This window comes from Streptomyces sp. NPDC048424 (assembly GCF_040651555.1).
GTDB lineage: Bacteria > Actinomycetota > Actinomycetes > Streptomycetales > Streptomycetaceae > Streptomyces.
In genome coordinates this window covers 92786-117563 of sequence record NZ_JBEZKE010000005.1, presented here as the reverse complement: position 1 = coordinate 117563, position 24778 = coordinate 92786, and the positions used below count along the sequence as shown (strand labels likewise).

At 71.2% G+C, this 24778-nt stretch carries 21 protein-coding genes; 7 read left to right on the top strand and 14 right to left on the bottom strand.

Annotated elements, in window-relative coordinates; genetic code table 11:
- The first annotated feature begins 174 nt into the window (after nt 1-174).
- On the top strand, nt 175-2022 hold the full coding sequence (locus AB0D29_RS09210; protein ID WP_362852908.1) for a glycoside hydrolase family 15 protein: 1848 nt from the start codon (nt 175-177) through the stop codon (nt 2020-2022).
- Here the strand turns inward: AB0D29_RS09210 and AB0D29_RS09205 are convergent.
- The 8 genes from AB0D29_RS09205 to AB0D29_RS09170 form a co-directional block, all read right to left on the bottom strand.
- On the bottom strand, nt 2019-3785 hold the full coding sequence (locus tag AB0D29_RS09205) for a cation:proton antiporter (RefSeq protein ID WP_362852907.1): 1767 nt from the start codon (nt 3783-3785) through the stop codon (nt 2019-2021). The two genes, AB0D29_RS09210 and AB0D29_RS09205, sit on opposite strands and share 4 nt — an antisense overlap.
- Nucleotides 3786-3833: 48 nt before the next feature.
- A complete protein-coding gene (locus AB0D29_RS09200) occupies nt 3834-4886 on the bottom strand; it encodes a cytochrome d ubiquinol oxidase subunit II (protein ID WP_362852906.1) in 1053 nt (350 codons plus the stop codon).
- Nucleotides 4886-6370 (bottom strand): cytochrome ubiquinol oxidase subunit I, encoded by a 1485-nt coding sequence (locus AB0D29_RS09195; RefSeq protein ID WP_362852905.1) that lies wholly within the window; start codon nt 6368-6370, stop codon nt 4886-4888. The genes AB0D29_RS09200 and AB0D29_RS09195 overlap by 1 nt, the downstream gene beginning before the upstream one ends.
- 39 nt (nt 6371-6409) lie before the next feature.
- Nucleotides 6410-7249, bottom strand: coding sequence for an SDR family oxidoreductase (locus AB0D29_RS09190; RefSeq protein ID WP_362852904.1), 840 nt, complete (start codon nt 7247-7249; stop codon nt 6410-6412).
- 160 nt (nt 7250-7409) lie between these two features.
- On the bottom strand, nt 7410-8990 hold the full coding sequence (locus AB0D29_RS09185; RefSeq protein ID WP_362852903.1) for a GMC family oxidoreductase: 1581 nt from the start codon (nt 8988-8990) through the stop codon (nt 7410-7412).
- 146 nt (nt 8991-9136) lie between these two features.
- A complete protein-coding gene (locus AB0D29_RS09180) occupies nt 9137-10060 on the bottom strand; it encodes a cyclase family protein (RefSeq protein WP_362852902.1) in 924 nt (307 codons plus the stop codon).
- 32 nt (nt 10061-10092) lie between these two features.
- Nucleotides 10093-11562, bottom strand: a complete 1470-nt coding sequence (locus AB0D29_RS09175; protein WP_362852901.1) for a gluconokinase, GntK/IdnK-type — start codon at nt 11560-11562, stop codon at nt 10093-10095.
- A 10-nt stretch (nt 11563-11572) separates the two neighbouring features.
- Nucleotides 11573-12976, bottom strand: coding sequence for a chloride channel protein (locus AB0D29_RS09170; RefSeq protein WP_362853120.1), 1404 nt, complete (start codon nt 12974-12976; stop codon nt 11573-11575).
- Nucleotides 12977-13313: 337 nt separating this feature from the next.
- Here AB0D29_RS09170 and AB0D29_RS09165 point away from each other — a divergent pair, with 337 nt between their 5' ends.
- Nucleotides 13314-14699, top strand: a complete 1386-nt coding sequence (locus AB0D29_RS09165) for a chloride channel protein (RefSeq protein WP_362852900.1) — start codon at nt 13314-13316, stop codon at nt 14697-14699.
- A gap of 14 nt (nt 14700-14713) precedes the next feature.
- Here AB0D29_RS09165 and AB0D29_RS09160 read toward each other — a convergent pair whose 3' ends face one another.
- The gene (locus AB0D29_RS09160; RefSeq protein WP_362852899.1) at nt 14714-16144 is read right to left on the bottom strand and encodes a DUF2252 domain-containing protein; all 1431 of its coding nucleotides are present in this window, start codon (nt 16142-16144) and stop codon (nt 14714-14716) included.
- Between the two features lie 88 nt (nt 16145-16232).
- Nucleotides 16233-16559, bottom strand: coding sequence for a carboxymuconolactone decarboxylase family protein (locus AB0D29_RS09155; RefSeq protein ID WP_362852898.1), 327 nt, complete (start codon nt 16557-16559; stop codon nt 16233-16235).
- A 214-nt stretch (nt 16560-16773) separates the two neighbouring features.
- Between AB0D29_RS09155 and AB0D29_RS09150 the strand changes: the two genes are divergently transcribed.
- From AB0D29_RS09150 to AB0D29_RS09130, 5 genes are all read left to right on the top strand, one after another.
- Complete coding sequence (locus tag AB0D29_RS09150; protein ID WP_362853119.1) at nt 16774-18129, top strand: MFS transporter; 1356 nt, start codon at nt 16774-16776, stop codon at nt 18127-18129.
- 39 nt (nt 18130-18168) lie between these two features.
- The gene (locus AB0D29_RS09145; protein ID WP_362852897.1) at nt 18169-18465 is read left to right on the top strand and encodes an amphi-Trp domain-containing protein; all 297 of its coding nucleotides are present in this window, start codon (nt 18169-18171) and stop codon (nt 18463-18465) included.
- A 4-nt stretch (nt 18466-18469) separates the two neighbouring features.
- Nucleotides 18470-19435: a hypothetical protein gene (locus AB0D29_RS09140; RefSeq protein WP_362852896.1), complete on the top strand. Its 966-nt coding sequence runs from the start codon at nt 18470-18472 to the stop codon at nt 19433-19435.
- A gap of 84 nt (nt 19436-19519) precedes the next feature.
- On the top strand, nt 19520-20614 hold the full coding sequence (locus AB0D29_RS09135) for a glutamate--cysteine ligase (protein ID WP_362852895.1): 1095 nt from the start codon (nt 19520-19522) through the stop codon (nt 20612-20614).
- Between the two features lie 85 nt (nt 20615-20699).
- Nucleotides 20700-21002, top strand: coding sequence for an SHOCT domain-containing protein (locus AB0D29_RS09130; protein ID WP_362852894.1), 303 nt, complete (start codon nt 20700-20702; stop codon nt 21000-21002).
- 105 nt (nt 21003-21107) lie between these two features.
- Here AB0D29_RS09130 and AB0D29_RS09125 read toward each other — a convergent pair whose 3' ends face one another.
- From AB0D29_RS09125 to AB0D29_RS09110, 4 genes are all read right to left on the bottom strand, one after another.
- On the bottom strand, nt 21108-21569 hold the full coding sequence (locus AB0D29_RS09125) for a DUF6325 family protein (protein WP_362852893.1): 462 nt from the start codon (nt 21567-21569) through the stop codon (nt 21108-21110).
- 112 nt (nt 21570-21681) lie between these two features.
- The gene (locus AB0D29_RS09120; RefSeq protein ID WP_362852892.1) at nt 21682-22401 is read right to left on the bottom strand and encodes a GAP family protein; all 720 of its coding nucleotides are present in this window, start codon (nt 22399-22401) and stop codon (nt 21682-21684) included.
- Nucleotides 22402-22440: 39 nt separating this feature from the next.
- Nucleotides 22441-24303, bottom strand: a complete 1863-nt coding sequence (locus AB0D29_RS09115; protein WP_362852891.1) for a glycoside hydrolase family 15 protein — start codon at nt 24301-24303, stop codon at nt 22441-22443.
- A gap of 34 nt (nt 24304-24337) precedes the next feature.
- A complete protein-coding gene (locus tag AB0D29_RS09110) occupies nt 24338-24757 on the bottom strand; it encodes an SHOCT domain-containing protein (RefSeq protein ID WP_362852890.1) in 420 nt (139 codons plus the stop codon).
- Nucleotides 24758-24778: the final 21 nt, after the last annotated feature.

Below are 24778 nucleotides of genomic sequence, written 5' to 3'. Positions count from 1 at the left end.
CCGCTCCCACCTGAAACATCCGGCTCGTGTTTTTCATGCTAGGGCCGTTTCCCGGCGGGTGCAGGAACGGGCCGGGGACGGGCCAGGGACGGGCCGGGAACGGGCGATCCGCTCGGCAGGCCCGTCGGGAACGCCGCGCCTAAGCTGAGGGAGTGGCGTCGGAAGGGTCCTCCCATGGCTGACTACCCGCTGATCGAAAACCACGGCCTGATCGGTGATCTGCAGACCGCGGCGCTGGTGACCACCGAAGGAACCATCGACTGGTTCTGCTGCCCCCGCTTCGATTCGCCCAGTGTGTTCGGGGCTCTTCTCGACTGGGAGAAGGGCGGCCATTTCACCGTCAGACCGACGGACGAGACGTACACCACGAAGCAGCTGTACCTGCCGGACACCGCGATTCTCGTGACGCGGTTCATGACCGAGGCCGGTGCCGGCGAGGTGGTCGACTTCATGCCGGTGACCGGAACGACGGCCACGGACCGCCACCGCCTGGTCCGCATGCTCCGGTGCGTCCGCGGCAGCATGACGTTCCGGATCGACATCGCCCCGCGGTTCGACTACGGGCGCAAGCCCCACACCCTGCGCGTCACCGAGAACGGGGCGGTGTTCGCCTCGGACGATCTGGAGCTCACGCTCAGCGTGGTGCGCGAGCCCGAGGACGAACGCGTCGTGCACACCCTCACCGGCGATCACGACCTCCGCGTCACGCTCCCGCTGGAGGCCGGCCAACAGCGGGGACTGGTCATGGAGTCGGCGGCAGCGGGGCCGCCGCACGAGATCCGCGTCGCCGAGTTCCAGGAACTCTTCGCCGACACCCGGCAGTACTGGCGCTCGTGGCTCCACCAGTCCCGGTACGCGGGCCGCTGGCGCGAGATGGTGGAGCGCTCCGCCATCACTCTGAAGCTGATGACGTACGCGCCCAGTGGGGCCCTGGTGGCGGCCCCCACGGCGGGTCTGCCGGAGCAGTTGGGCGGCGAGCGCAACTGGGACTACCGGTTCACCTGGATCCGGGACGCGTCCTTCTCGGTGTACGCCCTGCTGGGACTGGGGTTCACGGAGGAGGCGCGGGCGTTCATCGCCTGGCTGAGCGACCGGGTGAAGGAGAAGGCCGGCGGCGACACCGAGACGGGCCCGCTGAACATCATGTACCGGGTGGACGGTTCCTCCGATCTCTACGAGGAGACCCTGGACCACTGGGAGGGGTACCAGCGGTCGGCTCCGGTGCGCATAGGCAACGGCGCGGCGACCCAGTTGCAGCTGGACATCTACGGCGAGGCGCTCGACAGCATCTCCTTCGCCCACCAGCACGGCATCCACCTGGACATCCACGGCTGGACCTCGCTGCGCACCCTGCTGGACTGGCTCGTGGACCACTGGGACCAGGCCGGCGAGGGGCTGTGGGAGACCCGCGGCGGGCGCAAGCACTTCACGTACGGCCGGGTGATGTCGTGGGTCGCGTTCGACCGCGCGCTGCGGCTGGCGGTCGCCCACGGCCGGCCCGCCGAAAGCGCCCGCTGGGCCGCGGAGCGCGACAACATCTACGAGCAGATCCTGGCGAAGGGCTGGGACGCCGACCGCAAGGCCTTCGTCCAGCACTACGGCAGCGACGTGCTCGACTCCGCGCTGCTGCGGATGCCGACCGTGGGGTTCATCACGCCCGACGACCCGATGTGGAAGTCCACTTTGGAGGCGATGGACCGGGAGCTGGTCACCGACAGCCTGGTCTACCGCTACAACCCCGAGGCATCGCCCGACGGCCTGCGCGGCAACGAGGGAACCTTCTCCCTGTGCACCTTCATGTACGTCGACGCCCTGGCGCGCGCCGGGCGGGCGGATCAGGCCAGGCTCGTGCTCGAGAAGATGATGACGTACGCCAACCACCTGGGCCTGTACTCGGAGGAGATCGCCCTGACGGGCCGCCAGCTGGGCAACTTCCCCCAGGCGTTCACCCACCTGGCACTCATCGACGCGGCCATCACCCTGGACGAGACCCTGAACCGTGCGGCGCGGGGCGGCGGCTAGACCGTTGGCACCGGGCCGAGCAGGACGAGGACGTCGCCCTCGTGCGGGGCGACGTCCCGGGTCTCGTCGACCGGGTCCAGCCGGCCGTCGGCGCTGACCACGAACAGCCTTTCGTGTCCCGGCGGGACCGGGTCGGAGGCGGGCTGTACCAGGAACCGGGCGCCCTCTTCGTACCGTGTGGCCAGGACGTGCCGGACGAGTGAGCCGCCGAACAGGATGGCGCCGCCCGTGTAGGGAGCGACGACACCGTGGCTCTCGTGGGGCGGCCCGACCCGGTAGACGGGGCCCTCGACGTTGTCCTCGACCACGACCGAGGCGAGCGCGTTGAAGTCGTCGTCATCGGTGAGCAGGAGGACGGCGTTGACCCCCTCCAGCCGCGCCCGCGGGTTGGTGGCCGTGGCCAGCAGGTCTCCTCGGGCCAGTTTGATTCCGGCGTCCTTGATCCGTTCGCGTTCCTCGCCCATGCCCGCCCACATCTGTACGTCGAGCCCCGCGGACCGCAGGGCCGTGCCCAGGGCGATCGCCCACGGTGCGCCGCCCACGAGCAGCGGCCGTGTGAGGTTCGGCCGGGCGACGCCGAGCCGTCGGGCCACGGGGCCCGCGGTCAGGGCGTAGAGCACGACCGTCGAGACGATCACGAGGAAGGTGATGGGAAGGATCTTGGAGGCGCCGCGCACTCCCAGTTGGACGAGGCTCGCGGAGAAGGCCGCCGCGGTGGAGGCCGCGACGATGCCGCGCGGAGCCATCCATCCCGCGAACGCCCGTTCCCCCCGGGTCATGTCCTTGCCCATGGTCGCGACGAAGGCCACGAGCGGCCGGACCACGAGGACCAGGAGCGCGACGAGGGCGAGCGTGGGAAGGAGCACGGGGGTCAGGGAGGCGGGGGTGACGCTGGCCGAGATGGAGATGAACAGCAGCCCGATGATCAGCTGGACCAGTGTCTCGAAGAAGGGCCGGCGGGCGGGCATGTCGAAGCCCCGGATGTTGGCCGCGGCGATGCCGGTGACGATCGCGGCGATGAGCCCGGTGTCGTCGCGGACCATGTCGCAGCCGGCCGACACGGCGATCACGGTGGCCAGTTGTGCCAGGGTGCCGAGCGTCTCGCCGAGCCGCAGCACGCGCAGGGTCAGCCACAGCACCGCGATGCCCACGGCTCCGCCGACGAGGCCGACGGCCATGCTGATGAGGAACTGGCCGATCTGGTAGCCGCGGCCGATGTCGATCTGGTGCGTCGTGTCGATGGCGTGGAAGACGACGGCTCCGAGGATGGCGCCGATCGGGTCGGTCAGTGTCCCTTCCCAGATCAGCAGGCGCCGCACCTTGTCCGTGGGCCGCACGTACTGGAGCAGGGGCCCCACGACCGTGGGCCCCGACACGACGAGGATCATGCCGACCATCGCGGCCACCTTGAGCGACATGTCGAACAGGGCCGGGCCGACCGCGCAGACGGCCAGGAAGGTGAAGGCCACGCCGAAGAGCAGCAGCCTGCCCACGATCGAGCGGGTGTGGCCGGTGAGGTTGCGCAGGTCGAGGCCGAGACCGGCGTCGTAGAGGATCACCGCCACGGACAGGGACACCAGGGCGGAGAAGTCGTCCCCGATCAGCTTGTCCGGCTGGACGATGTCGGTCAGGGCGCCCGCGGCGAAGCCGACCGGCAGCAGCAGGATCAGCGCGGGGACGCGCAGTTTGCCGGCGAGGATCTGGCAGGCGGCGGCCAGGGCCACGACCAGGGCGATGCCGAGGAGGATGTCGTCCTCGCTCACAGCGGTTTCCTTCCTCGGCCCACGGCCGCGACGGGGGACGCGACGAGGTCAGTCGCCGTCGGCCACCTCCCCCCTCGTGGGGCCGGTCCGTCGCAGTTCGGATTCGGTGAGGGGCTGCAGCTCGCCATGGGTGTCCAGCCAGTAGAGGAAGAAGACGGCCGGGGCGACGAGCAGCAGGGCGACGAGGCTGACCACCGACAGCCAGGCCAGCGTCTGGGGATCGCCCGCGGCGTCCGCCACCGACAGGGACGTGGGAATGAGGTAGGGGTGCTGTGCGAGCCCCCAGGCGAAGACGGCCGCGCCGACGATGCCGACGGCGCTGAAGCGGGCCCAGTGCGTCCGGCCCCGCAGTACGAGCAGTCCCGTGGCGACGAAGAACACGGCGGACACGATCGCGAGGGCGAGCCCCGCACCGTGGGTCAGTCCGTGCCAGACGTGGGGGGCCTCGGCGTGGGTGACCAGGAGGACGCCCACGGCCGCCAGGGCGACCGCGACCAGGCTGATGAGGGCGCGGAGCCGGAAGTAGCCGACCAGGTCGGGTACGTCGAAGCGCTTGGCGTCGGCGGTCAGGAAGACGGCACCGAGGAGTGCGGTCCCGGTGACCGTGACGAGACCGAACAGGAGGGACGCGGGGTTGGCCCACGCGTCCGCCGAGGCTTCGGTGCCCGGTGCGATCCGGCCGGTGGCGATGGCGCCGACGGCCGCCCCGAGGAAGAACGGGGTGAGCAGGGAGGCGATGGCGAACACCGCGCCGTAGAGGCGCCGGCGGGCCAGCCGGCGGCTGGGTTTGCGCAGGGCGAATCCGGCTCCGCGCAGGACCATGCCGAGGGCGGCCAGGGCCAGGGGCAGCCACATCGCGGTGAACACCGTCTGGAACAGCACGGGGAACCCGGTCCACATGAGGATGAGGACGAAGATCAGCCAGACGTTGTTGACCTCCCAGACGGGCGCCATGGCGTGGTCGATCAGCCATCTGGGGCGCTTGCCGCGCTCGGCCCCGCCGGCCGTCAGGTCCCAGAAGCCGGCCCCGTAGTCGGTCCCGCCGGCGCAGGCGTACGCGGCCACCGCGAGCAGCATCACGAAGGCGACGAGGTCGGCCATCACGCGCCACCTCCCCCGGACGGCGTGGAGCCGCCGTCGCCCGAGGACGGGGCGTCGCCGGCCGGGACGGCCGGGCGCGGACCGTAGGGGGTGACCGCCTCCGGGGCGTCCACCGGCCGTCCGTCCGTCAGCGCGTCGGCCAGTCGCCAGCGGTCGCGCATCTTCAGCAGCACCGTGAGGAACGCCCCGAAGATGAACACGTACACCACGATCACCAGGCCGAACATGATCCACAGGGTGGTGGAGCGGGTCGAGGTCACGGCCTCCGCGACGCGCATGTTCTGGTAGACGATCCAGGGCTGGCGGCCCACCTCGGTCGTGATCCAGCCGCATTCGACGGCGACGACGGAGGCGACACCGGCGCAGGCGGCGCTGCCGTAGAACCACTTGGAGCCGGGCGGCCGGCGGTGGCGCAGCCAGACCAGGCCGTACCAGAGGGCGAGGAGCAGGAGCACGCTGCCGATCCCGACCATGATGTCGAAGGCCCAGTGGGCGATCGTGGCCTGAGTGGCGTTCGGCCTGTCGCTCGCCGGTACGGAGGCCAGCCCGGTCACTTTGGTGTCCGTGCTGAACCCGGCCAGGATGGAGTCGAGCTGGGGGATCTTGATGCCGCCGGAGACGGTGCCGTCCGGATGGAGCCGGCCGAAGAGGTACTCCGGAACGTGGGTGTCGGTCTCCCAGACGATCTCCATCGCGGCGAACTTCACGGGCTGCTTCTGGAACACCTGCCGGGCGATCGAGTCGCCCAGCATGAACTGCACCGGCGTGGCCACCGCGGCGAGCGTGAAGGGCACCGCGAAGCCGAGCCGGTGGTAGCGGTCCCGGCGGCCGCGCAGCCATCCGACGGCGTAGACGCCCGCCACGACGTAGCCCGCGGTCAGCAGCATCGCCACCACGAAGTGCCAGTACTGCGGCCCGAACATCGGGGTGAAGATGGCCTTCCAGACGTTCACGTCGACCGGGTTGCCCTGGGAGTCGAGCGAGAACCCCTGGGGCGTGTTCATCCACGAGTTGGCCGCCAGGATGCCGAAGGCCCCCAGCAGCGCCGTGGCCGGCAGCGGCAGCCCGAGCAGGAAGTGGGTGCGCGGCTTCAGCCTGCGCCAGCCGTACAGGTAGATGGCGATGAGCACGGCTTCGAGGAAGAACGCCCAGGCCTCGACACCGAAGCCGATGCCGAAGACATCACCCCACTTGCCCATCAGCCCGGGCCAGAGCAGGCCGAACTCGAACGACAGTACGGTGCCGGTGACGACGCCGATCGCGAACTGCACGGCCATCACGGCCGACCAGCGCCGGGCCAGCAGCAGGGCCGTGGCGTCGTTCTTGCGCAGGCCGATGTAGTGCATGACCAGGGTGATGAGCGGCAGCGCCACACCCATCGGCACGAGGATGATGTGGGAGGCCAGGGTGAACGCCATGAGCTCCCTGGCCGGGAGCAGTTGGGCGGGGGCGTCTGCCGCCAGCAGGTGGAGCGTGGTGTGCATGCGTTCCTTTGCCGCTCGGGAAGACGGGCCGGACGAGGGTCAGCCGCCGGTGGCGAAGCCCGGGAAGAGGGTCATCCCGCCGTCCACGTAGAGCGTGGTCCCGACGACGTAGTCCATGAGGTCGGAGGCGAGGGCCACGGCCGCGTACGCGATGTCCTCGGGATCGCCGATGCGCTCGTACGGGATCAGCCGCAGCAGGTCCTGCCGGGCCTGCTCCGTCTCCCACGCGCCCCGGTTGATCGGTGTTTTGATCGCTCCGGGTGCGATCGCGTTCACGCGGATCTTCTTCGGCGCGAGCTCCTGGGCCAGGGTCGCCATGAGCATCTGTACGCCGCCCTTGGAGGACGCGTAGTTCGCGTGCCCCGCCCAGGGGATGATCTGGTGCACGGAGCTCATGCAGATGATCTTTCCGGCCGCACGGGACACCTCCGGGACGACGCCGCGCCGCAGGAACTCCTTCGTGGCTTCCCGCGCGCAGAGGAACTGGCCCGTGAGGTTGACGTCCAGCACCTTCTGCCACTGGGCGAGCGTCATCTCCTCGAACGCGGCGTCGCGCTGCAGTCCGGCGTTGGCGACCAGGATGTCGATCGTGCCGAACTCCTGGACCATCCGGTCCATCATGGCGACGACCTGGTCCTCCTGCGACACGTCCGCCTCGTACGCGGCGGCGCGCACGCCGAACGAGGTGATCTCCTCGACCACCTTCTCGGCCTCTTCCTTGCCCGCCACGTAGTTCACGACCACGTCTGCGCCGGCCCGTCCCAGACCGATGGCCGTGGCCTTCCCGATCCCGCTGTTGGCGCCGGTGACGAGCGCCTTCTGGCCCTTGAGCAGGTGAGCGGGGATCACGCCCTGCGGCACACCCTCGGTGGAACTCACGATCGACTGCCTCCTCGAATGCGCGGTCCGATCCGCCGGACCGCGGTCCGGCAGGGTCCGAACGCCACCAAAGCACCCCCTTCGGGGATCGGCGTGCCGGGCGAGGCGGTCTTGGGCCACGCGGCCGAGCACCGACGCCCGGTCGGAGGAACCTCCGAGGTCAGCTCAGCCGTTCGATGAGGTGGTCGCCCACCCGCAGGGCGTTGGCGATCGCCGTGAGGGACGGATTGACCGCGCCGATGCTCGGGAAGAAGCTCGTGTCGACCACGTACAGGTTGTCGAGGTCGTGCGCCTTGCAGTTCACGTCCAGGGCGGAGGTGGCCGGGTCTTCGCCGAACCGTACGGTGCCGGCCTGGTGCGCCGTGGCGCCGATCGGCATGCCCTTGTGGAGGTAGATGCTGCGCGTCAGGAGCTGGTGCTCGTGCATCCCCAGATGGCTGAGCATGCCCTGGAGCTTGTGCCGCAGGCGCTTCAGCCCCTCGATGTTGTTCTTCTCGTCGAGCGCGAGACGGATGGTGCCGTCTCCTTCGAGGGTGACCCGGTTGTCGGGGAGGGGAAGGTCCTCGCCGCACAGCCAGAAGTCGACCGCGTGGTGGGCCATGACCTCGAAGGGCATGTCGGGGGCCACGGCGCCCGCCCAGCGGGGCGCCTCGCCGTGGATCTGGTCGGCGTCCGACTTGCCGAGCATCTGGATGCCGCCCAGCGGGTAGTCCCAGTCGTCGGCCCCGAGGTACCAGTCGTGCAGGGCCAGGGTCTTCTGGAACTTCGTGTCGTTGGGCTCCTTCGAAATGGCCATCAGAGCCAGGTTGTTGTGGCGCATGTAGTGCCGCCCCACCACGTCGGAGCTGTTCGCCAGCCCGCGCGGGTGGCGGTCGTCGGCCGAGGCCAGCAGGAGCGCCGCGGAGTTGACCGCACCGCAGGCGACGACCACGATGTCCGCGGTGTAGGAGGCCTCCGCGCCGTCCTCGCTCCGGGTCACGACGCTGCTGACACTGCGTCCGGTCGGGTCGGTCTCCAGCCGGACCACCCGCGCGTTGGTGATCATCTCGACGTTCGGGTGCCGCAGGGCCGGTTCCACGCAGATCACCTGGGCGTCCGACTTGGCGCGCACCAGGCAGGGGAAGCCGTCCACGCGGTCGCAGCGGATGCAGACGCTGGAGCTGGTCGCCCGCCCGTGCTCGTCCTGTGTCAGGTTGACGCCGATGGGCAGGTGGAAGGGGTGCAAACCCCGCTTCTCCAGGTCGTCGCTCAACTGCTGGATCCGCGGCTCGTGTTCGACCGGCGGATGGGCGTACGGGGCGCTGTACGACCCTTCCCACGGGTCCTCGCCGTGGCGTCCGTGGACCAGGTAGAGGTGCTCGGCCTGCGTGTAGTAGGGCTCGAGGTCCTCGTACCGGATCGGCCAGGCCGGCGACAGCCCGTCGTGGTGGCGCAGTTCCCCGAAGTCCTCGGGCCGCAGCCGGAACAGGGCGGCGCCGTAGAACTTGGTGTTCCCGCCGACGTAGTAGTTGACCTCGGGCGGGAACTCGTCGCCGTTCTTGTCCAGCCAGAACTCCGGGGCCCGGTACTTGCCCTTCACGAACACGGCGGTGGAGTCCCAGTTGTCCCGCTCGCGGGGAAGGTAGTCGCCCCGTTCGAGGATGAGGACCCGTTTGCCGGACGGGGCGAGCCGGTGGGCGAGCGTACCGCCGCCGGCGCCGGTGCCGATGATGACGACGTCGTAGTGCGGGGAGTCGCCCACGGCGACCACCGTCCTTGCGCTCGCGGACCCGCTCCGTCACCGGGTCCTCTTTCTGCGCGCTGCCGGGACGCGGCAGCCACCCCACCTCTTCGAACGTATCGCTCCTTCCCGGGTACGGCGACCGGACGGGGCGCCCGCTCCGTCCGTCACAGAACGGCGATCGGGTTCACGGGCGAGCCGGTGGCGGACGGAAGTCTGAGCGGCGCCACCACGCACAGGAAGGACCACCGGCCGGCGCGGGCACAGGCCCGGGTCAACTCCTCGAACTGCAGGTAGTCCATCAGGTGCAGTCCCATGGCGTGCACCGCCAGCACGTGCACGGGGAAGCCGACCCCGGCCACCGCGCTGGGGGCGGTGTCGTTGTTGCCGTCCGAGCCCAGCGCGGAGACCTGCCGCTCGGCCAGGAACCGTACGGCCGTGGGATGAAGGCCGGCCCGGGCCTGCGCGGCGTCCCACGCCCCGCGCTCCTCGCGTCGCGGTCGATGCCCCACCCGTACGAACAGCAGGTCGCCCGGCCCCACCCGGACCCCTTGGGCCTCCTCCGCCCCGGTCAGGTCGGCGGCGCTCACGTGGTCCCCGGGCTCCAGCCACGGCACGCCCCGCAGCCGCGGAACGTCCAGGAGCACGCCACGGCCGACGATGCCGTCCCGGACGACCTCGACGGTGAGCGCACCGGCGCCATGGGACGTCACGCTGCTCGCCGGCACGCCGTTGTAGAGCTCCCCGTCGAACAGCACGTGGCACAGCGCGTCGAGATGGCTGTCCGCGTCCCCGTGCACGTTCATCGCGAACCGGTCGCGGGCGAAGTGCAGCGCGTCGCCGCCGGTCGCACCGGTCTCGCCGTCGGCGGGCGCGATCATCCGGTGGCGTGCCGGTTCGGGATTGTCCGGGCCGGGCAGCGTCTCGATGGGCGCGGCGAGGGACACCGTACGTCCGGAGCGGACTTCGGCGGCGGCGGCCACGACGCGCTCGGGCGTCAGGTGGCCGAGCGCCCCGCGCCGGTCGTCGGGGGCCCGGGGGCTGCGCTCGCGCAGCTCCTCGTACAGCGCGCGGAAGGCGCCATCGGTCATGGTCTGCGGCGTCGACGGCCCGCTGCCCGGGGTCACCGGGATCCCCACGGGGCCAGGACCCAGCGCAGGACATGGCTGTCGCCCGGTTGCAGGACGGTGAGCGCCGTGCCGCTGCGGAAGGCGTCGGCCGGGCAGGACATCGGCTCGACGGCGAGACCGCGCCGACGCCGCCCGGGCTCCGACAGCGTGTCCCCGGTGTACACCTGCACGTACTCGATGCCCTCGACGAGCCGTACGTCGATGCCGTGACGCCCCGAGGGGTGCGCGAGCCGTACCGTGCAGTGGCCGGCGGGGTCCCGGTCGAGCCCGGTGTACGCGGTGTCCAGGTGCTGTTCGCCGATGGGCCTCGCGGTGCGGAAGTCGTACGTCGTGCCCTCGACGGGCTCCTCACCGGTCGGCAGGCCGTGTGCGTCGCTCACGAGCCGCCGGCGGGCGGGCACGGTCAGCAGCGCGGTGTCCACCAGGTCGGTGCCCACGGTCAGATAGGGGTGCTGGCCCATGCCGTAGGGCGCGGCCGTGTCCCCCGTATTGGTGGAGGTGACGGTGGTCTCCAGCCCTTCCGGCCCCAGCCGGTACTCGGCGGAGACCTCGAGCCGGTACGGGTATCCCGGCTGCGGGAAGAGGGTGGTGCCCACCGTGACGGCGTTCTCGCTGCGGGCGAGCGGCCGCCACGGAACCCACCTGAGGAGGCCGTGGATCGCGTTGCCGTTCTCCGGTTCGGTCAGCGGGAGTTGCAGGTCCTCGTCGCCGAACCGGTAGCGGCCGCCGGCGATGCGGTTCGGCCAGGGGACGAGGAGCTGCCCGCGGCCGCCGGTGATCGGCTCGTCGGCGGCGAATCCGTCGAGGAGCGGCCGCCCGTCCACCTCGTAGTGGCGCAGGGCGCCGCCCAGCTCGACCACCACCGCCGTGTGCGGGCCGTGGCGCAGCCGCCACTGTTCTCCTGATGCCGTGGGGGGCATGTGCGGCTCCTCGGGCGGTACGGCGCGGAGTCGGGCGAGGACGGCTTCGACGACGGCTTCCGGGGGCTGGTCGATGTCCACCACGCAGGCGTGCTCGTCGGGCGCCGGCTCCTGGAGGTCGGCGAACTGGCTGTCCATCAGCCGTGCGGGGAAGAAGTGGCCGTGCCGGGCCTGCAGCCGGGACCGGATGAGCTGCCGCGAACCGTGCAGGTGGACCAGGCGTACGTCGGGCCGTCCCCGGGCCAGTTGGTCCCGGTAGGCACGCTTGAGTGCGGAGCAGGCGACGACTGCGGGTTCGCGCGCCGCGATGCGGCGGTCGATCGATGCCGCGACCGCGGCCAGCCACGGGCGTCTGTCCTCGTCGGACAGGGCCTCGCCGGCGGCCATCCTGGCCCGGTTCGCCGCCGTGTGGAGGTCGTCCGCGTCCTGGAAGGCCCAGCCGAGCCGGTCGGCCAGCAGCAGTCCCACGGTGGTCTTCCCCGAACCCGCCACGCCCGTCACGAGAACCACGGATGCGGGCACCGTCATGTGGTGAGGTGCCATGCGGCCTCCTTCATGAGACGGAGCCGGACGACGCACCGGCGGCGGGGGGATGCGCGGTCGGCGGTCCCGCCGCCTTGCCCACCTGTGGAACGGGGGGTCCGGGCGGCAGCAACTGGGTCGTCACGAAGGCCACGACGGCTGCGAGGATGACCACCGGGGTCATGGCCACGCTGCCGAGCACCAGGACGACGAGCACGACGCTGCTGACCGGCAGCCGCAGGGCGCTGGTCGTCGAGGCCGCCATGCCCGCGGCCATGGCCGGTACGACCCCCAGGCCCGGCAGGGGCGCGAGCAGCACACCCACCGCACAGCCCAGGAACAGCGACGGGAACACGGGGCCGCCCCGCAGGCTGCCCAGGCAGAGGGAGTAGGCGACGCCCATGCAGAGCACCACGGCGATCAGCGCCCCGGCCCCCCAGGCGGACGGATCGGCGGCCATCGCGCTCAGCGTGTCCTGGCCGGAGGAGGACACGTTCGCGGGTGACCGGCCGGTGGTGAGCCCGTACACGGCGGCGCAGACGCCGGCCGCGAGGGCGCACAGGGTCGTATGGGCGAGGGGACGCTTCGCGACGAACCGCGCGGTCGACCGTCCCCCTCGCATGACCAGGTGCATGAGGAAACCGATGGCCACCGCGATCGGGATGCACCAGAGCACGTCCCCGGCGTCGAGCCGCGGAAGGGGCACGCCCACCTTCACGGAGAGGCTGGGCGCGTCGAAACCGGTCCAGCGTCCGAAGCCGGTGAACACGAGTGAGCCCACCCCGCTCGACAGCAGCGCGGGCAGCATGACCGCGAACAGCTGGGGCCCGCCCACCCCGGCCACCTCGATCAGCAGAACCGCCGCGACCAGCGGGCTCCCGAAGATCACCGCGACCGCCGCGGCCGCTCCCGCCGCGCCCAGGAGCGCCGTGCTCTGGGGGGTTGCCGGCGCCCGCGCCAGATCCCTGAAGAGCAACGCCAGTCCGCCGCCGAGGGCGATCAACGGGGCTTCCGGACCGAGCGTGGCGCCGAGGGGAAGGCTGAGCAGGGCGGCGAGGATGACGCCGGGCAGGGCTTTGGGGGAGACGCCGCCCGTGTGGAGTCCGCCGGCAGGGATGTGGCCGCCCCCGCCGGGCATACGGGTGACCACGAGCCCGACGCTCACGCCGGCCACGAGCAGCAGCGGCAGCGGCCACCACCACGGCGGGGCGTCCCACCCCAGGGACTCCGGCAGACCGCTCCACATCAGATGTTCCAGCTGGTGGAGAGCGACCAGGAACCAGAAGGCCACCAGCGACACCGGAACACCGATGAGGGCGCAGAACACGAGCGCCTTGAGATAGCCGGCGCTGCGCAGCAGGTCGCGCAGCCGGTCCGCCTCTTCGGGCTGCGTGGCCCCGCCGGACCCCGCGGGATGCGGATCCGAGGCCGTCATCGGCCGGGCCCCGTCCCGGCGCCGCACGTCCGTCTCGGGCCACGAAGGGTTCCGGGCATGTTCGCTCATCTCCCAGGGAGTGCGGGTGGACCGGAGCGGACCGGGTCGCCGCGTCCGGCGGGGCCGCGGCAGGGCCTGGACGGGCCAGAGCCATTGCAGCATCCGGCGGGGGGCTTCGCATGTCCGGACGGGCCCTCCCCCGGCCTTCCCCCGCCTCCTCCGACCTCCCTCGGCCCCGCTGCCTTCCGGCGGCGAAGACCGCCGGCCGGGCGGATCATCGAGACGAGAGGTTCGGCCGCCTCGGTGGCGGCGTCAGGTGCCAGGAAGAAGGAATTCCATGACGGAGCCGAGTCCTCAACCCATTGGCACCGGCCAGCCGAAGGAGGCGGACCGGCTGCGTGAGATCCTCCGCACCCCCGGCTACCTCGTCATCCTGGTCTACTCGGCCCTCCTCGGCATTCCTGTCTCGCTCGTCGCGTTCTGGTTCCTCGTCGGTCTCCACGAGCTGCAACACGTCTTCTGGACGGACCTCCCGCACCACCTGGGCTGGGACACGGCGCCCTGGTGGTGGCCGCTGCCCCTGCTGCTGATCGCCGGTGTGATCGTCGGCCTGGTCGCCGCCCGGCTCACCGGCGGGGGCGGCCACATCCCCGCGGGCGGCCTGCACGCCGGCGCGATGCCCCCGGCCGCGCTGCCGGGCGTGGTGCTCGCCGCGGCCGCGAGCCTGCCGCTGGGCGCGGTCCTGGGACCGGAGGCACCCCTGATCGCCCTCGGCGGCGGCCTGGCCCTGCTCTTCCGGGACCTCACGCGGACCCCGGCGACCCCGCAGACCACCGCGCTGCTGGGCGCGGCCGGGGCGGCCGCGGCCATCGCGGCGATCTTCGGCAACCCGCTGATCGCCGCCGTGCTCCTCATCGAGATCTCCGGGATCGGCGGCCCCCAGCTCTTCGCGGTCATGCTCCCCGCCCTGCTCTCCAGCGGGATCGGGGCCCTGGTCTTCACGGGCTTCGGCAAGTGGACCGGCCTGCAGACCGGCAGCCTCAGCCTCACGCTGCCCACACCCCTACCGTCCCTGGACGCGCCGGACGTGCTGTGGACCGTACTCATCGCGCTCGTCCTCGCCGTGCTGCTGAACCCCGTCCTGGAGGCGGGCCGACGGGTCGCGGCGTTCGTCGCCGGCCGGGTGCTCCCCCGCACCGTCCTGTGCGCGCTGGGAGCCGCGGCCTGCGCCGCCCTCTACGCCCTGATCACCGGCCGCTCGCCCGCGGACGTCGCCCTCTCGGGCCAGACCGCCCTCGGCGAGCTGGCCGCCGACCCGCACGCCTGGGCCGTCGGCGCGCTGATCGCCGTCCTGCTGTTCAAGGCCGCCGCCTACGCCCTGTGCCTGGGCAGCCTGCGCGGCGGAGCCATCTTCCCCGCGGTCTTCCTCGGAGCCGCGGCCGGCGTCCTCCTGGCGCCCCTGCCCGGGCTGGGGTTCGTACCGGCCCTGGCGGCGGGGATGGCGGCGGCCACCGCCGCCGTCATGCGGCTGCCGGTCAGCAGCGTGGTCCTCGTGGTGCTGCTGATGGGCAGCTCCGCCATGATTCCGATCGCCATCCTCGCGGCCGTGATCTCCTTCGCCACGACCGAACTGCTCCCCGCCGGCACGGCACATGCGCCCGCTCCGCTCGCCGAGCAACCGCCCGCGGACTTCGACGGCCCCAAGGCGGCCGGCGCCCCCTGACGTGTGGCACGCGGTCAGGCCGCCGGAAGTTCCTCCGCCGGGAGCCGGCCCGCGCGCACCGCGTCGACCAGGGCCTGGTGGTCGCGTTCGTTCTGATCGGCGTACGCCTCGGCGAAGGTGACGAGCGCCCGGTCGAAGGACTCGCCGCGGCCCAGGTACGAGGCGATCGCGATCCGGTCGCCCGACCGCGCGTGCGCACGGGCGAGGGTGAGGCCGCACACCTCGGCGAAGGTCGCCAACTGCGCGGGCGACATCGTCTCCGGCATCGCGATCCCCTTCCAGTCGCGCAGCTGGCGGATGTAGAAGTCGCGCTGCCTGCCGTCGATCCCGTCCACGCGCTCCCAGCCCAGGAAGATGTCGCTCGCCGCCTGCATCAACCGCTGTCCCGAGACCACCCGCTCGCCCTGGTTGCGGTACCGGCTCGCGCCGAGGTGGTCGGCGAGCACCGAGGTGTCGGCTTCCTTGGCCTGCAGGAAGAGCGGGTCCCGGCCGTCGCGGCCGAGCAGCAGCAGGATCCAGCAACGCGTTCCGACGCTGCCGACGCCGACCACCTTGCGGGCCATGTCCACCATCCGGTAGTCCTCCAGGAGCACCCGCCGGTCACTCGCCATCGTGAGGCCGTAGGTTTCGAGCAAGTGGCGGAACCGGCCCTCGAGCTCGGTGCGCTCGACGTCCGGCAGCAGGTCCGCGAGCGGCACCAGCAGCGGGGGGTCCGCCGCGATCCGCGGCCGGTCGTCGACCAGCTCCGTGAGTTTGTCGAAGGCCTGCAGCGTGTCGCGCGAACGGGCCTTCGCCATGGCACGGGCCAGCTTCTTCCGTCCGCCCTTGTCGAGCTGGGCCGTGGTGAGGGCCTCCAGGCGGTCCGCGTCGATCTTCGCGTACCAGACGTCGAGGTTGCCCATGCCGGCGAAGCCGCGCATCGCCTCGCGGTACGAGCGCACGGCGGCGGCCACGATGCCCGCGCGCTCGGCGTCGTCGAAGCCGTTCGCCCGGCCCGCGATGACGAAGCTCGCCGACAGCCGTTTGACGTCCCACTCCCAGGGGCCGGGCAGGGTCTCGTCGAAGTCGTTGATGTCGAACATCAGCCGCCGCTCCGGAGAGGCCAGCAGCCGGAAGTTCAGCAGGTGCGCGTCGCCGCACAGCTGGGCCGTGATCCCCGAGTCGGGGCTGCCGGCCAGATCGGACGCCATGATCGCGGCGGCTCCCCGGTAGAACCGGAAGGGCGATTCCAGCATCCTGCCGTAGCGGATCGGGACCAGCTCGGGTACCCGGGCCCCGGACTGCGCCTCCAGGATGGCCAGCGGGTCCGGCCGGTCCGGGGACGGCCGGTACACGGCGTGCGCCGAGCGCGGCGTGCGGCGCCGGGCCTCCTTGCCCTGGGCCGCGCGTTCCTGGGGTGTGCTTCCGGGCACCGCGCGCATCGCGGCGGTCGTGCTCTGGGACATCAGTGTGCTCCTGCCTGGACCTGCGTCCTCAGCACTCGAACGACGCCCTGTCGGACCGCCGTTCCAGTGGTGCCGTGGGGCGTCCGTGTCAGCCCCGGGACTCGATCTCGGCCTCGGCGACGGCGATGGCGATGCCCAGTGCCGTGGCGATGTTGCCGGCCGCCGTCATCACGCGGGCGGTGCCCACGATGGGGGCGATCGCGACCAGTACGTCCTGCAACTGCTCGGCGGTCAGGCCGGCTTGGAGGGCGGGATCGATGTGGGCGGCGTAGGAGATCGGCGGGGCGTCCGATGCGGCGAGGGCCGCGATACGGGTGAGCAGCAGCATGTCCGGGGCGAGCCCGCACCGCTCGAGCGAGTCGACCGTCATTGCGGCAAGGGTGTCCAGGACAGGGGTTTCGGATGCGGTGGACATGTCACGTCCTCCTGAGTGATCACTGGTACTCCTTCACTTCAACCCTAGGACCTCGCCGGGTACCGCGCATGGGGCGCCGCTCCCGATCCGGAGTGCGGCGAGCGGGGCCGCGGCGCAGTCTTGAGGCAGGGCGCGGCGATGGCAGCAGCTCGACGAAGCGGAGGGAGCAGCGCCGGTGGCGGAAGCCGACACCTCGGGACGCACGCCCGGGGCCATGCGCGGTGTGCTCGCCCCGCTCGCCCTGGCCCAGTTCATCTGCAGCTTCGCCGGTTCGAACATGAACGTGATGATCAACGACATCAGCGAGGACCTCGACACGACCGTGCAGGGAGTGCAGGTCGCGATCACGATCTTCCTCCTGGTCATGGCGGCGCTGATGATCCCCGGCGGCAAGCTGACCGTCCGCTACGGACGCAAGCGGTGCTTCCTGACCGGTCTCGCCGTCTACGGCGTCGGCGCCCTGCTGAGCGCCGCCGCCCCGGGCCTGGGCGTCCTCATCCTCGGCAACTCGATCCACGAAGGCATCGGCACGGCGCTGCTCATCCCGCCCGTCTACATCCTCACGACGCTCCTCTTCACGGACATGACCTCACGTGCCCGCGCCTTCGGGACCGTCATGGCGCTGGGAGGCATCGGCGCGGCCGCCGGGCCGCTGATCGGGGGGCTCATCACCTCGGCCATCAGCTGGCGGGCGGCCTTCGTGTTCCAGGCCGCGGTGATCGCCCTGATCATCATGCTGAGCCGGCGGATCGAGGACCCCCTGCCGCCGGATCCCACGCGCCCCTTCGACACCGGTGGAGCGGTCCTCTCGGCCGTCGGGCTCATCCTCCTCGTCACGGGGATCCTGGCGGCCGACGACAACGTCTGGCTGATGCTCGCTCTGATCGTCCTCGGTGCGCTCGTACTGCTGTGGTTCTTCCTGTGGGTACGCGCCGAGGAGCGGGCCGGCAAGGAGCCCCTCCTGCCGACGAGCCTGTTCCGCGACCGCACGTCGAACCTCGGTCTCGTCACGCAGAACATCCAGTGGCTGGTGCTCATGGGGACGTCGTTCGTCGTCGCGGCCTATCTCCAGGTCGTGCGCGGATACGACGCCGTCCAGACCGGCGTGATCTTCACGGCGGCCACGCTCGGCCTGCTCGTGTCGTCACTGGCCGCCGCCCGCCTGGCGCAGCGGCACGCACAGCGCACCCTCATCATGGCGGGCTTCGTGCTGGCGACCGCCGGAATCGCCCTCCTGCTGGCCATGGTGCGCGGCTCTCCGAGTCCCTGGGCCCTCGCACCCGGGCTGCTGCTGATCGGCCTGGGGCTCGGTGTGATGCTGACCCCGTCGGTCAACATCGTGCAGTCGAGCTTCCCCGAGGACCAGCAGGGAGAGATCTCCGGGCTGTCGCGCAGCGTGTCCAACCTCGGCTCGTCCCTCGGCACCGCGATCGCCGGCACCATCCTCGTCGCCGGACTCACCACCCATGCCTACGCCGCCTCGATGATCACGCTGGCCGTCCTCGGGCTGGCCGGTCTCGCCGCCGCGGCGTTCCTCCCCCGGGGTTCGGGGGCAAGCACCGTTCCCTAGTTGTCGAAAAGCTGTCGAGGCAGCGGATCGGAGACGTCCATGAAGGACCTCAAGTTCGAGCAGAAGAGTTCCCTGTCACGCCTCGAGGCCGCCGATCAGCTCTCCGCGCTCGCGGAGGCGCTGAGACAGGGCGGCGAAGTCGAGCTGGAATTCGGCTCCGGGACGCTGAGCCTGCAGGTCCCCGACGAACTCCGCACCGAGATCGAGGTCGAAGTCGGCGAGGGGGAGATCGAGCTGGAGCTCGAACTCAAGTGGCCCACCGTCCGGACCGCGGCCACGCCGTCACGGGCGAAGCGGCCGGCACGGGGCAAGGGCTCGGCGGCCCGGGCCTCGTGATCGCGTGTCCCACCGTCCCCCACCCGGCCTGCCGCCGGCGATCGTCGCGGCCGCCTTCGTGATCGCCCTGGCCGCCGCGCCGCCCGGTCCCGCGTTCGCGTTCACCGGTGACAACCACGAGCAGATCACCCGGGCGGCCCTGCCCTGGGAGCCGGTCACCCTGTCCGAGATGGCCGACGACCGCGACGGGGCGGTCAACGCCGACGACCACGGCGGCTACTTCCTCCTGGGGCCTCTGCACTGCGACAACGCCGACTACCTCGCCCCCCGCTACGACCAGGACTATCCCCGCGGCCGGGACGAGGCCACCACCGAGCTCCTCGCCTGCGTCCGCACCTCCGTGACCCGCTTCCGCAACGCGGTCCGGGCGGCCGACGGGCTCGTCGACGCGGACGGCAAGGTGCGGGCCGACCAGAGCGACCTGTCTTCGCACTGCACCTGGAAGGAGACGTCCGGCCCCGCCAAGTGCGCCGTCCTGGAACAGCTCGGCCGCGGGTGGCACCCGATCGAGGACTTCTACTCGCACTCCAACTGGTCCGACCGGGCCGCCCCCGGCCCGGTCGGCCTCACCAACCCTCCCGGACTGGCCCGTACCGATGTCGCCCCCTTCCTCGACGTCCGCCGTTACAGCACCATGAGTGACGCCGACTGGACCCGGGAGGCACGGGCCCGCATACCCGTGGACCTCGCGACCGGCTGCTACTCCGATTTCGACTCCACCGGCGTCAAGGACGACGACTGCGCGGGCCGTGTCACGCACAACAAGGGCCTGAACAAGGACACCGCCGCGTCCCCCCGCTCGAGGACCGGCGACAACTTCGACCACGCCGTGTCCGGGGCCACCGCCGAGATCACCCGCCAGTGGAACGACTTCAAGGCCGAACTGCTCGCGACCTATCCGGACCACCGGCGCGGCGAGCAGATGGTCTGCGCCCTGGTCCACGACGACCCGCGGTCGAGCTGCCCCTGACACGAAAAGCGGCAGATTTTCCCCTATTACGCCGAAATATCCCCTCGCCTGGGTGATCACGACCGGTTCGGGGTACCACCCAGCATGATCACTGTTGGGGTCGAGGAGGAGTACCTGCTGGTCGACCCGGAGACGCTCCTGCCCATACCGCTCGTGCGGCAGGTGCGTGCCGCGGCCAGCCTGACACCGATCGCGGAGGAGCGAGAGGTCCAGGACGAACTGCTCCAGGCACAGATCGAGGTCGCCACCCCCGTGTGCACGGGCCTGGAGGAGATCGGGGGCCATCTCCTGCGGCTGCGCCACGCGGTCGCCTCCGCCGCCCAGGCCAGCGGCTGCCGGATCGCGATCTCCGCCACCGCGCCGGTCCGGGACGTCCTCCCGGTGCCCGTCACCAGCACGGCCAGGTACCTGAGGATGCGGGGAGAGGCCCGGCTGCTCGTCGACGAGCAGCTGATCTGCGGCATGCACGTCCACGTGGGGATTCCCGACCCGGAGACCGCAGTGGCCGTCCTGAACCGGCTGCGCGTCTGGCTCCCGACCCTGCTGGCGATGTCCGCGAACGGGCCCCTGTGGGACGGGCGGGACACCGGCTTCGCCAGCTGGCGCACGATCATCTTCGGCCGCTGGCCGGTCAGCGGCCCACCACCGTACTTCGCGGGGTTCGCGGACTACGAGGCGCGCGCCGACGCGCTGGTGGAGTCCGGGCTGATCCCCGACCGGGGGCAGCTGTACTGGCAGGCCCGGCTCTCCGAGCGCTACCCGACCATCGAGGTGCGCTGCTGTGACGTACAGCTGGAGGCGGACGACGCGGTCATGCTCGCCGGCGTCGTCCGCGGGCTCGCCGCCACCGCGATCGCGGAGGAGAAGGCGGGAGCCGCCCCCGCGCTGTGCTCGCCGGAGATCCTGCAAGCCGCGACGTGGCATGCGGCCCGGCACGGGATGAGCGGCACGTTGATGGACCCGGCGGGCCGGATGCGGAGCAGCGGGGACGTGGTGTGCGCGCTCCTGCGGCACATCGGCCCCGCCCTCGAGGAGAACGGTGACTTCCGCGAGGTGAGCTCGCTCCTCCACCGTCTGCTGCGGCACGGCACGGCGGCCGACCGCCAGCGCCGGGCCCTGGCCCTGACCGGTCTGCCGGCGGTCGCGGCCCTGATCACCACGGGAGCCACCACCGAGTGAGTCGCCTGCCGAGGTGCGATGCTGGAGGGAGTGGAGGGCCGGCGGCTGGACCGTTGGGCCGGCCCCGTCAGCAAGGGAGAACGACGTGCCTGGTCTTCTTCGAGGAGTAGCGCGCACCGCGGTGGTCGCCGGTACGGCGACGGCGGTGTCCAACCGTGTTTCGCGGCGCCAGGCGGGCCGGTGGGCCACGCAGGACGATCAAGCCGCTGCACAGCAGCAGCAACAGTACGCCGCCGCACCCGCACCCGCGCCCGCTGCCGCTCCGCCGATGGCGGATGACATGAGCAGCAAGATCGACCAGCTCAAGGAACTCGGAGCGCTGAAGGAGCAGGGAATCCTGACGGAGGCGGAGTTCGCGGCGCAGAAGAGCAAGATCCTCGGCAGCTGACCGGCCGGTGGCGGCCGGGTGCACCACGGTGCGTCCACGGGCGGAGAGGTTCTCTCCGCCCGTGGACGCGTGTGGTCCCGACCCTGCCCGAACCCGATCGGTTCACTACGGCAGTTGGCCGCCTTCGGGGGCTCCGTCCGCGTCGAGGGAGGCGAGCAGGGCCTGCACGGGGATCCGGCCGCTTGCCACCATCTGGGCGCCGCTGCGGCGCAGGGCCCGGGCGAAGGGGGCGGCCCACCGGTTCTCGTAGACGAGGATCGCGGCCGCGTTGCCCGGCTGGAGGGCGTTGCCCGCTTCGTCGAGGTCGTCCTGGCCGAGGAGTTCGGACGACGCGCCTTCGAAGACGGACAGGCCGAAGGAGTTCCCTTCACCGTCGAGGTCCGTGAGTTCCAGGGCGGTGACGGTCCCGTCGGCGTCCTTCTGGACGAAGCGGAGGTCGAGGAGGTGGATGATGCCCTTGTCCACCAGGTCGACCAGCAGGGGGAACGCCTCGCCCGTCATGCGGTTTCCGGGGAACTCGACGACCAGGAAGTCGACGGGGCCCATGTCTTCGATGTCGTCGCTCATGAGCACTCCTTGCGTGTGGCTCGGCGGCCCGGCGGTGTGGGCTGGGGAAACGCGTCGAGGGGCCGGACACGGCCCCGTTCTCATTGCAGCATCCGCCGCGGGGCCCCGCACCTCAGCCGGTGAGCTGGTAGAGGCTCTTGGCGACCAGCCACAGACCCAGGAGGAGGCACAGGACCACGATCGCCTGGTCCTTGTGCCGTTCCAGCCAGGCGCGCAGGCCCAAGAGGGCTCGTTGGGCCCTCTCGGGTGAGAACACCATGTACAGCTCCATGGCCAGGAGCGTGGAGGTGGCCAGGAGGCAGAAGCCCATGAGGGCCAGGAAGGACTGCCACTGGGAGAGGTCGGCCTGCACGACGGTGGCGGCCGCGGCGGCGACCATCCCCCAGGGCTGGAGGAGCACGGCGAGGGCCGCCGCGGACCATCCGGTGGCCTCGTCCATCCGTGACGTCACGGAAGACCCTGACGTCACGGACGATCCGGAAGCCTCGGTCCCCTCACTCCCCTCACTCCCCTCCTCCGCGGAGGGATCCGGAGTCGCGGCGCGCCGGCGGCTCCGGCGCCGCCGGTGCTCGCTGTAGACGACCAGGCCGATACCGATCACCAGCGTGGCCACGAGCCCCGCGATCGAGGGAGGAGAGCGGGGCGGGGGCGGCTGCCCGCCGGTGAAGAGGAGGACCACCGCGATCACGGTCACGAGGCACGCCAGCCAGGCGCCGATGAACGCCAGGCCCTTCCGCACCCCGCCGGGTGCGGACACCACCAGGACGAAGGCCATGATGGGCAGCGGGAACAGGGTGACCGCCAGCGCGATGAGGAGCAGGTCGAGCACCATCGTGGCGCACCTCCTCGGAGAGCAGGCGTCGGGCGGCTGTCAGGCGACCCTCGCGGCCTCGTCGAGTTCGGTGTCGAGCGCGAGGGCCGCGGTGATGAGGGCGAGGTGGGTGAAGGCCTGGGGGAAGTTGCCCAGTTGTTCGCCGGTGAGGCCGACCTCTTCGGCGAACAGCCCGACGTGGTTGGCGTAGGTGAGCATCTTGTCGAAGGAGTAGCGGGCCTGATGGACCCGGCCGGCCTTGGCGAGGGCGTAGACGTGCAGGAAGGAACACAGGGAGAAGGTGCCCTCCGAGCCCTGCAGGCCGTCGGGAGAGGCGGCGGGGTCGTAGCGGTAGACGAGGCTGTCGGAGACGAGTTCGGTGTCCATGGCGTCGAGGGTGGACAGCCAGCGCGGATCCTTGGGGGCGATGAAACCGACCATCGGCATGAGCAACAGGGAGGCGTCCAGGACGGTGTTGTCGTACTCCTGGACGAACGCCTGCCGCTCTTCGCTCCAGCCGAGGGTCATGACCTGGTCGAGGATCGCGTCCCGTGCCGCCGTCCAGCGGGTCACGTCGGCGGGGCGGGCGGTGGCCGCGGCCTGCCGGATGCCGCGGTCCAGGGCGACCCAGCACATGAGACGGCTGTAGGTGAAGTCCTTCTGGCCGCCCCGGGTTTCCCAGATGCCCTCGTCGGGGCGGTCCCAGTTGTCGCACAGCCAGTCCAGCAGGGCGGCGCAGCGCAGCCAGTCGTCGTAGCCGATCACGTTGCTGACCTGGCCGGTCTGGGCGAGGGCGTAGACGGCCTCGCCGTAGATGTCCATCTGCAGTTGGTCCGCGGCGCCGTTGCCCGAACGCACCGGTCTGGAGCCGCGCCACCCTTCCATGTGGTCGAGGATCTCCTCGCTCAGGTACGGGTCCCCGTCGACGCGGTACATGATCTGCAGGGGTTCGCCGTTGGGAGCCCCGCCGTCCTGCAGCCGCCGGAGCAGCCAGCTGCGGAAGGCGTTGGCTTCGTCGGTGAATCCGAGGTCGCGCATGGCGCGGACCGAGAGGGACGCGTCACGGACCCAGGTGTAGCGGTAGTCCCAGTTGCGCTCCCCGCCCTCCTGCTCGGGCAGGCCCATGGTGGCGGCGGCGATCGGTGCGCCGGTCGGTGCGTACGTCATCAGCTTGATGGTGATCGCGGAGCGGTTCACCATCTGCTGCCAGCGGCCGCGGTAGGTGCAGCGCGAGGTCCAGCCGTGCCAGAAGTCGCGGACGTCGTTGAACTCCTCCGTCATGTCGTGCACGTTCACCGCCGGCGGGGGCGCGCCGTCGGCGTCGCAGACGGTCAGGAGGACGGCCGCGCGCTCGCCCTCGGCCAGGGCCACGCTCGCGCGCACGTCCGTCTCGTCGGGCTCCAGGGCGACCGGCCCCAGTGCTTGCAGGTACGCGGTGATGCCGGGGCCGTCGAAGCGGGCGGTGGTGCCGTCGAACGTCAGGTCGTGCGGCGCCCGGCCGTAGTCGAAGCGCGGGCGGCACTCCAGGCTGAAGCGCGCGGTTCCGCGTACCCCGCGCATCACCCGCACCACGTGGTGCCGGTCGGTGACGGTGTGCGGATCGCGCACGGGCATGAAGTCGACGACCTCGCCGACGCCCTCGGGGGTGAGGAAACGGGTCATGAGGACGGCGGTGTCGGCCAGGTAGAGCTGCTGGCTGACGACCTCGGCGTTGCCCGCCGGTCCGTCGGCGGAGACGTCGGGCGGGTCCGCGGTGATGGCGAAGTAGCCGCCCCGGCGGTCGTCGAGCAGGCTCGCGAAGATGCTGGGCGCGTCGAAGCGGGGAGAGCAGAACCAGTCGAGCACGCCCTCGGACGAGACGAGGGCACACGTCTGCAGGTCCCCGATCAGACCGTGCTCGGCGATCGGCGGATAGGGGAGCATCGGCCTCGCCTTCCTGTGAGTCCTGGTCCGTTCCTCAGGAACTGAGGACCTTGACCTTGGCCTGCTCGTACTCGGCCGGCGTGATGTCGCCGCGGTTCTTGAGCTCGGCGAGCTTCGCCAGTTGATCGGCGTGACCGGTGGGCCCGGCGCTCTCGCGCACGTAGGACTGGAAGGCCTTTTCCTGCTGCTGGGCCCGCTGGAGCTCGCGCTCGCCCATCCCGCGTCCTCGGGCGATCAGATAGACGAACACGCCGAGGAACGGCACCACGACGACGAGGATGGTCCACCCCGCCTTGCCCCAGCCGCCCAGTCCGTCGTCACGGAAGATGTCGCCGATGACGCGGAAGAGCAGCATGAACCAGAGGACCCAGAGGAAGAAGATCATCATGGTCCAGAACACGTTCAGCAGGGGGTAGTCGTAGTCCGCTGCCAGGTTGAGCATCGAGATCTGCATGGCCCGCTCTCCTGTCGGTCG

Bases quoted from the DNA above. Each gene is read 5' to 3' on its own strand.
- AB0D29_RS09150 (WP_362853119.1), top strand. From the start codon at position 16,774: ATGCGCGGTGTGCTCGCCCCGCTCGCCCTGGCCCAGTTCATCTGCAGC.
- AB0D29_RS09120 (WP_362852892.1), bottom strand. From the start codon at position 22,401: ATGGTGCTCGACCTGCTCCTCATCGCGCTGGCGGTCACCCTGTTCCCG.
- AB0D29_RS09175 (WP_362852901.1), bottom strand. From the start codon at position 11,562: ATGGCACCTCACCACATGACGGTGCCCGCATCCGTGGTTCTCGTGACG.
- AB0D29_RS09110 (WP_362852890.1), bottom strand. From the start codon at position 24,757: ATGCAGATCTCGATGCTCAACCTGGCAGCGGACTACGACTACCCCCTG.
- AB0D29_RS09135 (WP_362852895.1), top strand. From the start codon at position 19,520: ATGATCACTGTTGGGGTCGAGGAGGAGTACCTGCTGGTCGACCCGGAG.
- AB0D29_RS09155 (WP_362852898.1), bottom strand. From the start codon at position 16,559: ATGTCCACCGCATCCGAAACCCCTGTCCTGGACACCCTTGCCGCAATG.
- AB0D29_RS09160 (WP_362852899.1), bottom strand. From the start codon at position 16,144: ATGTCCCAGAGCACGACCGCCGCGATGCGCGCGGTGCCCGGAAGCACA.
- AB0D29_RS09195 (WP_362852905.1), bottom strand. From the start codon at position 6,370: ATGCACACCACGCTCCACCTGCTGGCGGCAGACGCCCCCGCCCAACTG.
- AB0D29_RS09115 (WP_362852891.1), bottom strand. From the start codon at position 24,303: ATGCTCCCCTATCCGCCGATCGCCGAGCACGGTCTGATCGGGGACCTG.
- AB0D29_RS09200 (WP_362852906.1), bottom strand. From the start codon at position 4,886: ATGGCCGACCTCGTCGCCTTCGTGATGCTGCTCGCGGTGGCCGCGTAC.
- AB0D29_RS09125 (WP_362852893.1), bottom strand. From the start codon at position 21,569: ATGAGCGACGACATCGAAGACATGGGCCCCGTCGACTTCCTGGTCGTC.
- AB0D29_RS09170 (WP_362853120.1), bottom strand. From the start codon at position 12,976: ATGACGGCCTCGGATCCGCATCCCGCGGGGTCCGGCGGGGCCACGCAG.
- AB0D29_RS09180 (WP_362852902.1), bottom strand. From the start codon at position 10,060: ATGACCGATGGCGCCTTCCGCGCGCTGTACGAGGAGCTGCGCGAGCGC.
- AB0D29_RS09165 (WP_362852900.1), top strand. From the start codon at position 13,314: ATGACGGAGCCGAGTCCTCAACCCATTGGCACCGGCCAGCCGAAGGAG.
- AB0D29_RS09210 (WP_362852908.1), top strand. From the start codon at position 175: ATGGCTGACTACCCGCTGATCGAAAACCACGGCCTGATCGGTGATCTG.
- AB0D29_RS09145 (WP_362852897.1), top strand. From the start codon at position 18,169: ATGAAGGACCTCAAGTTCGAGCAGAAGAGTTCCCTGTCACGCCTCGAG.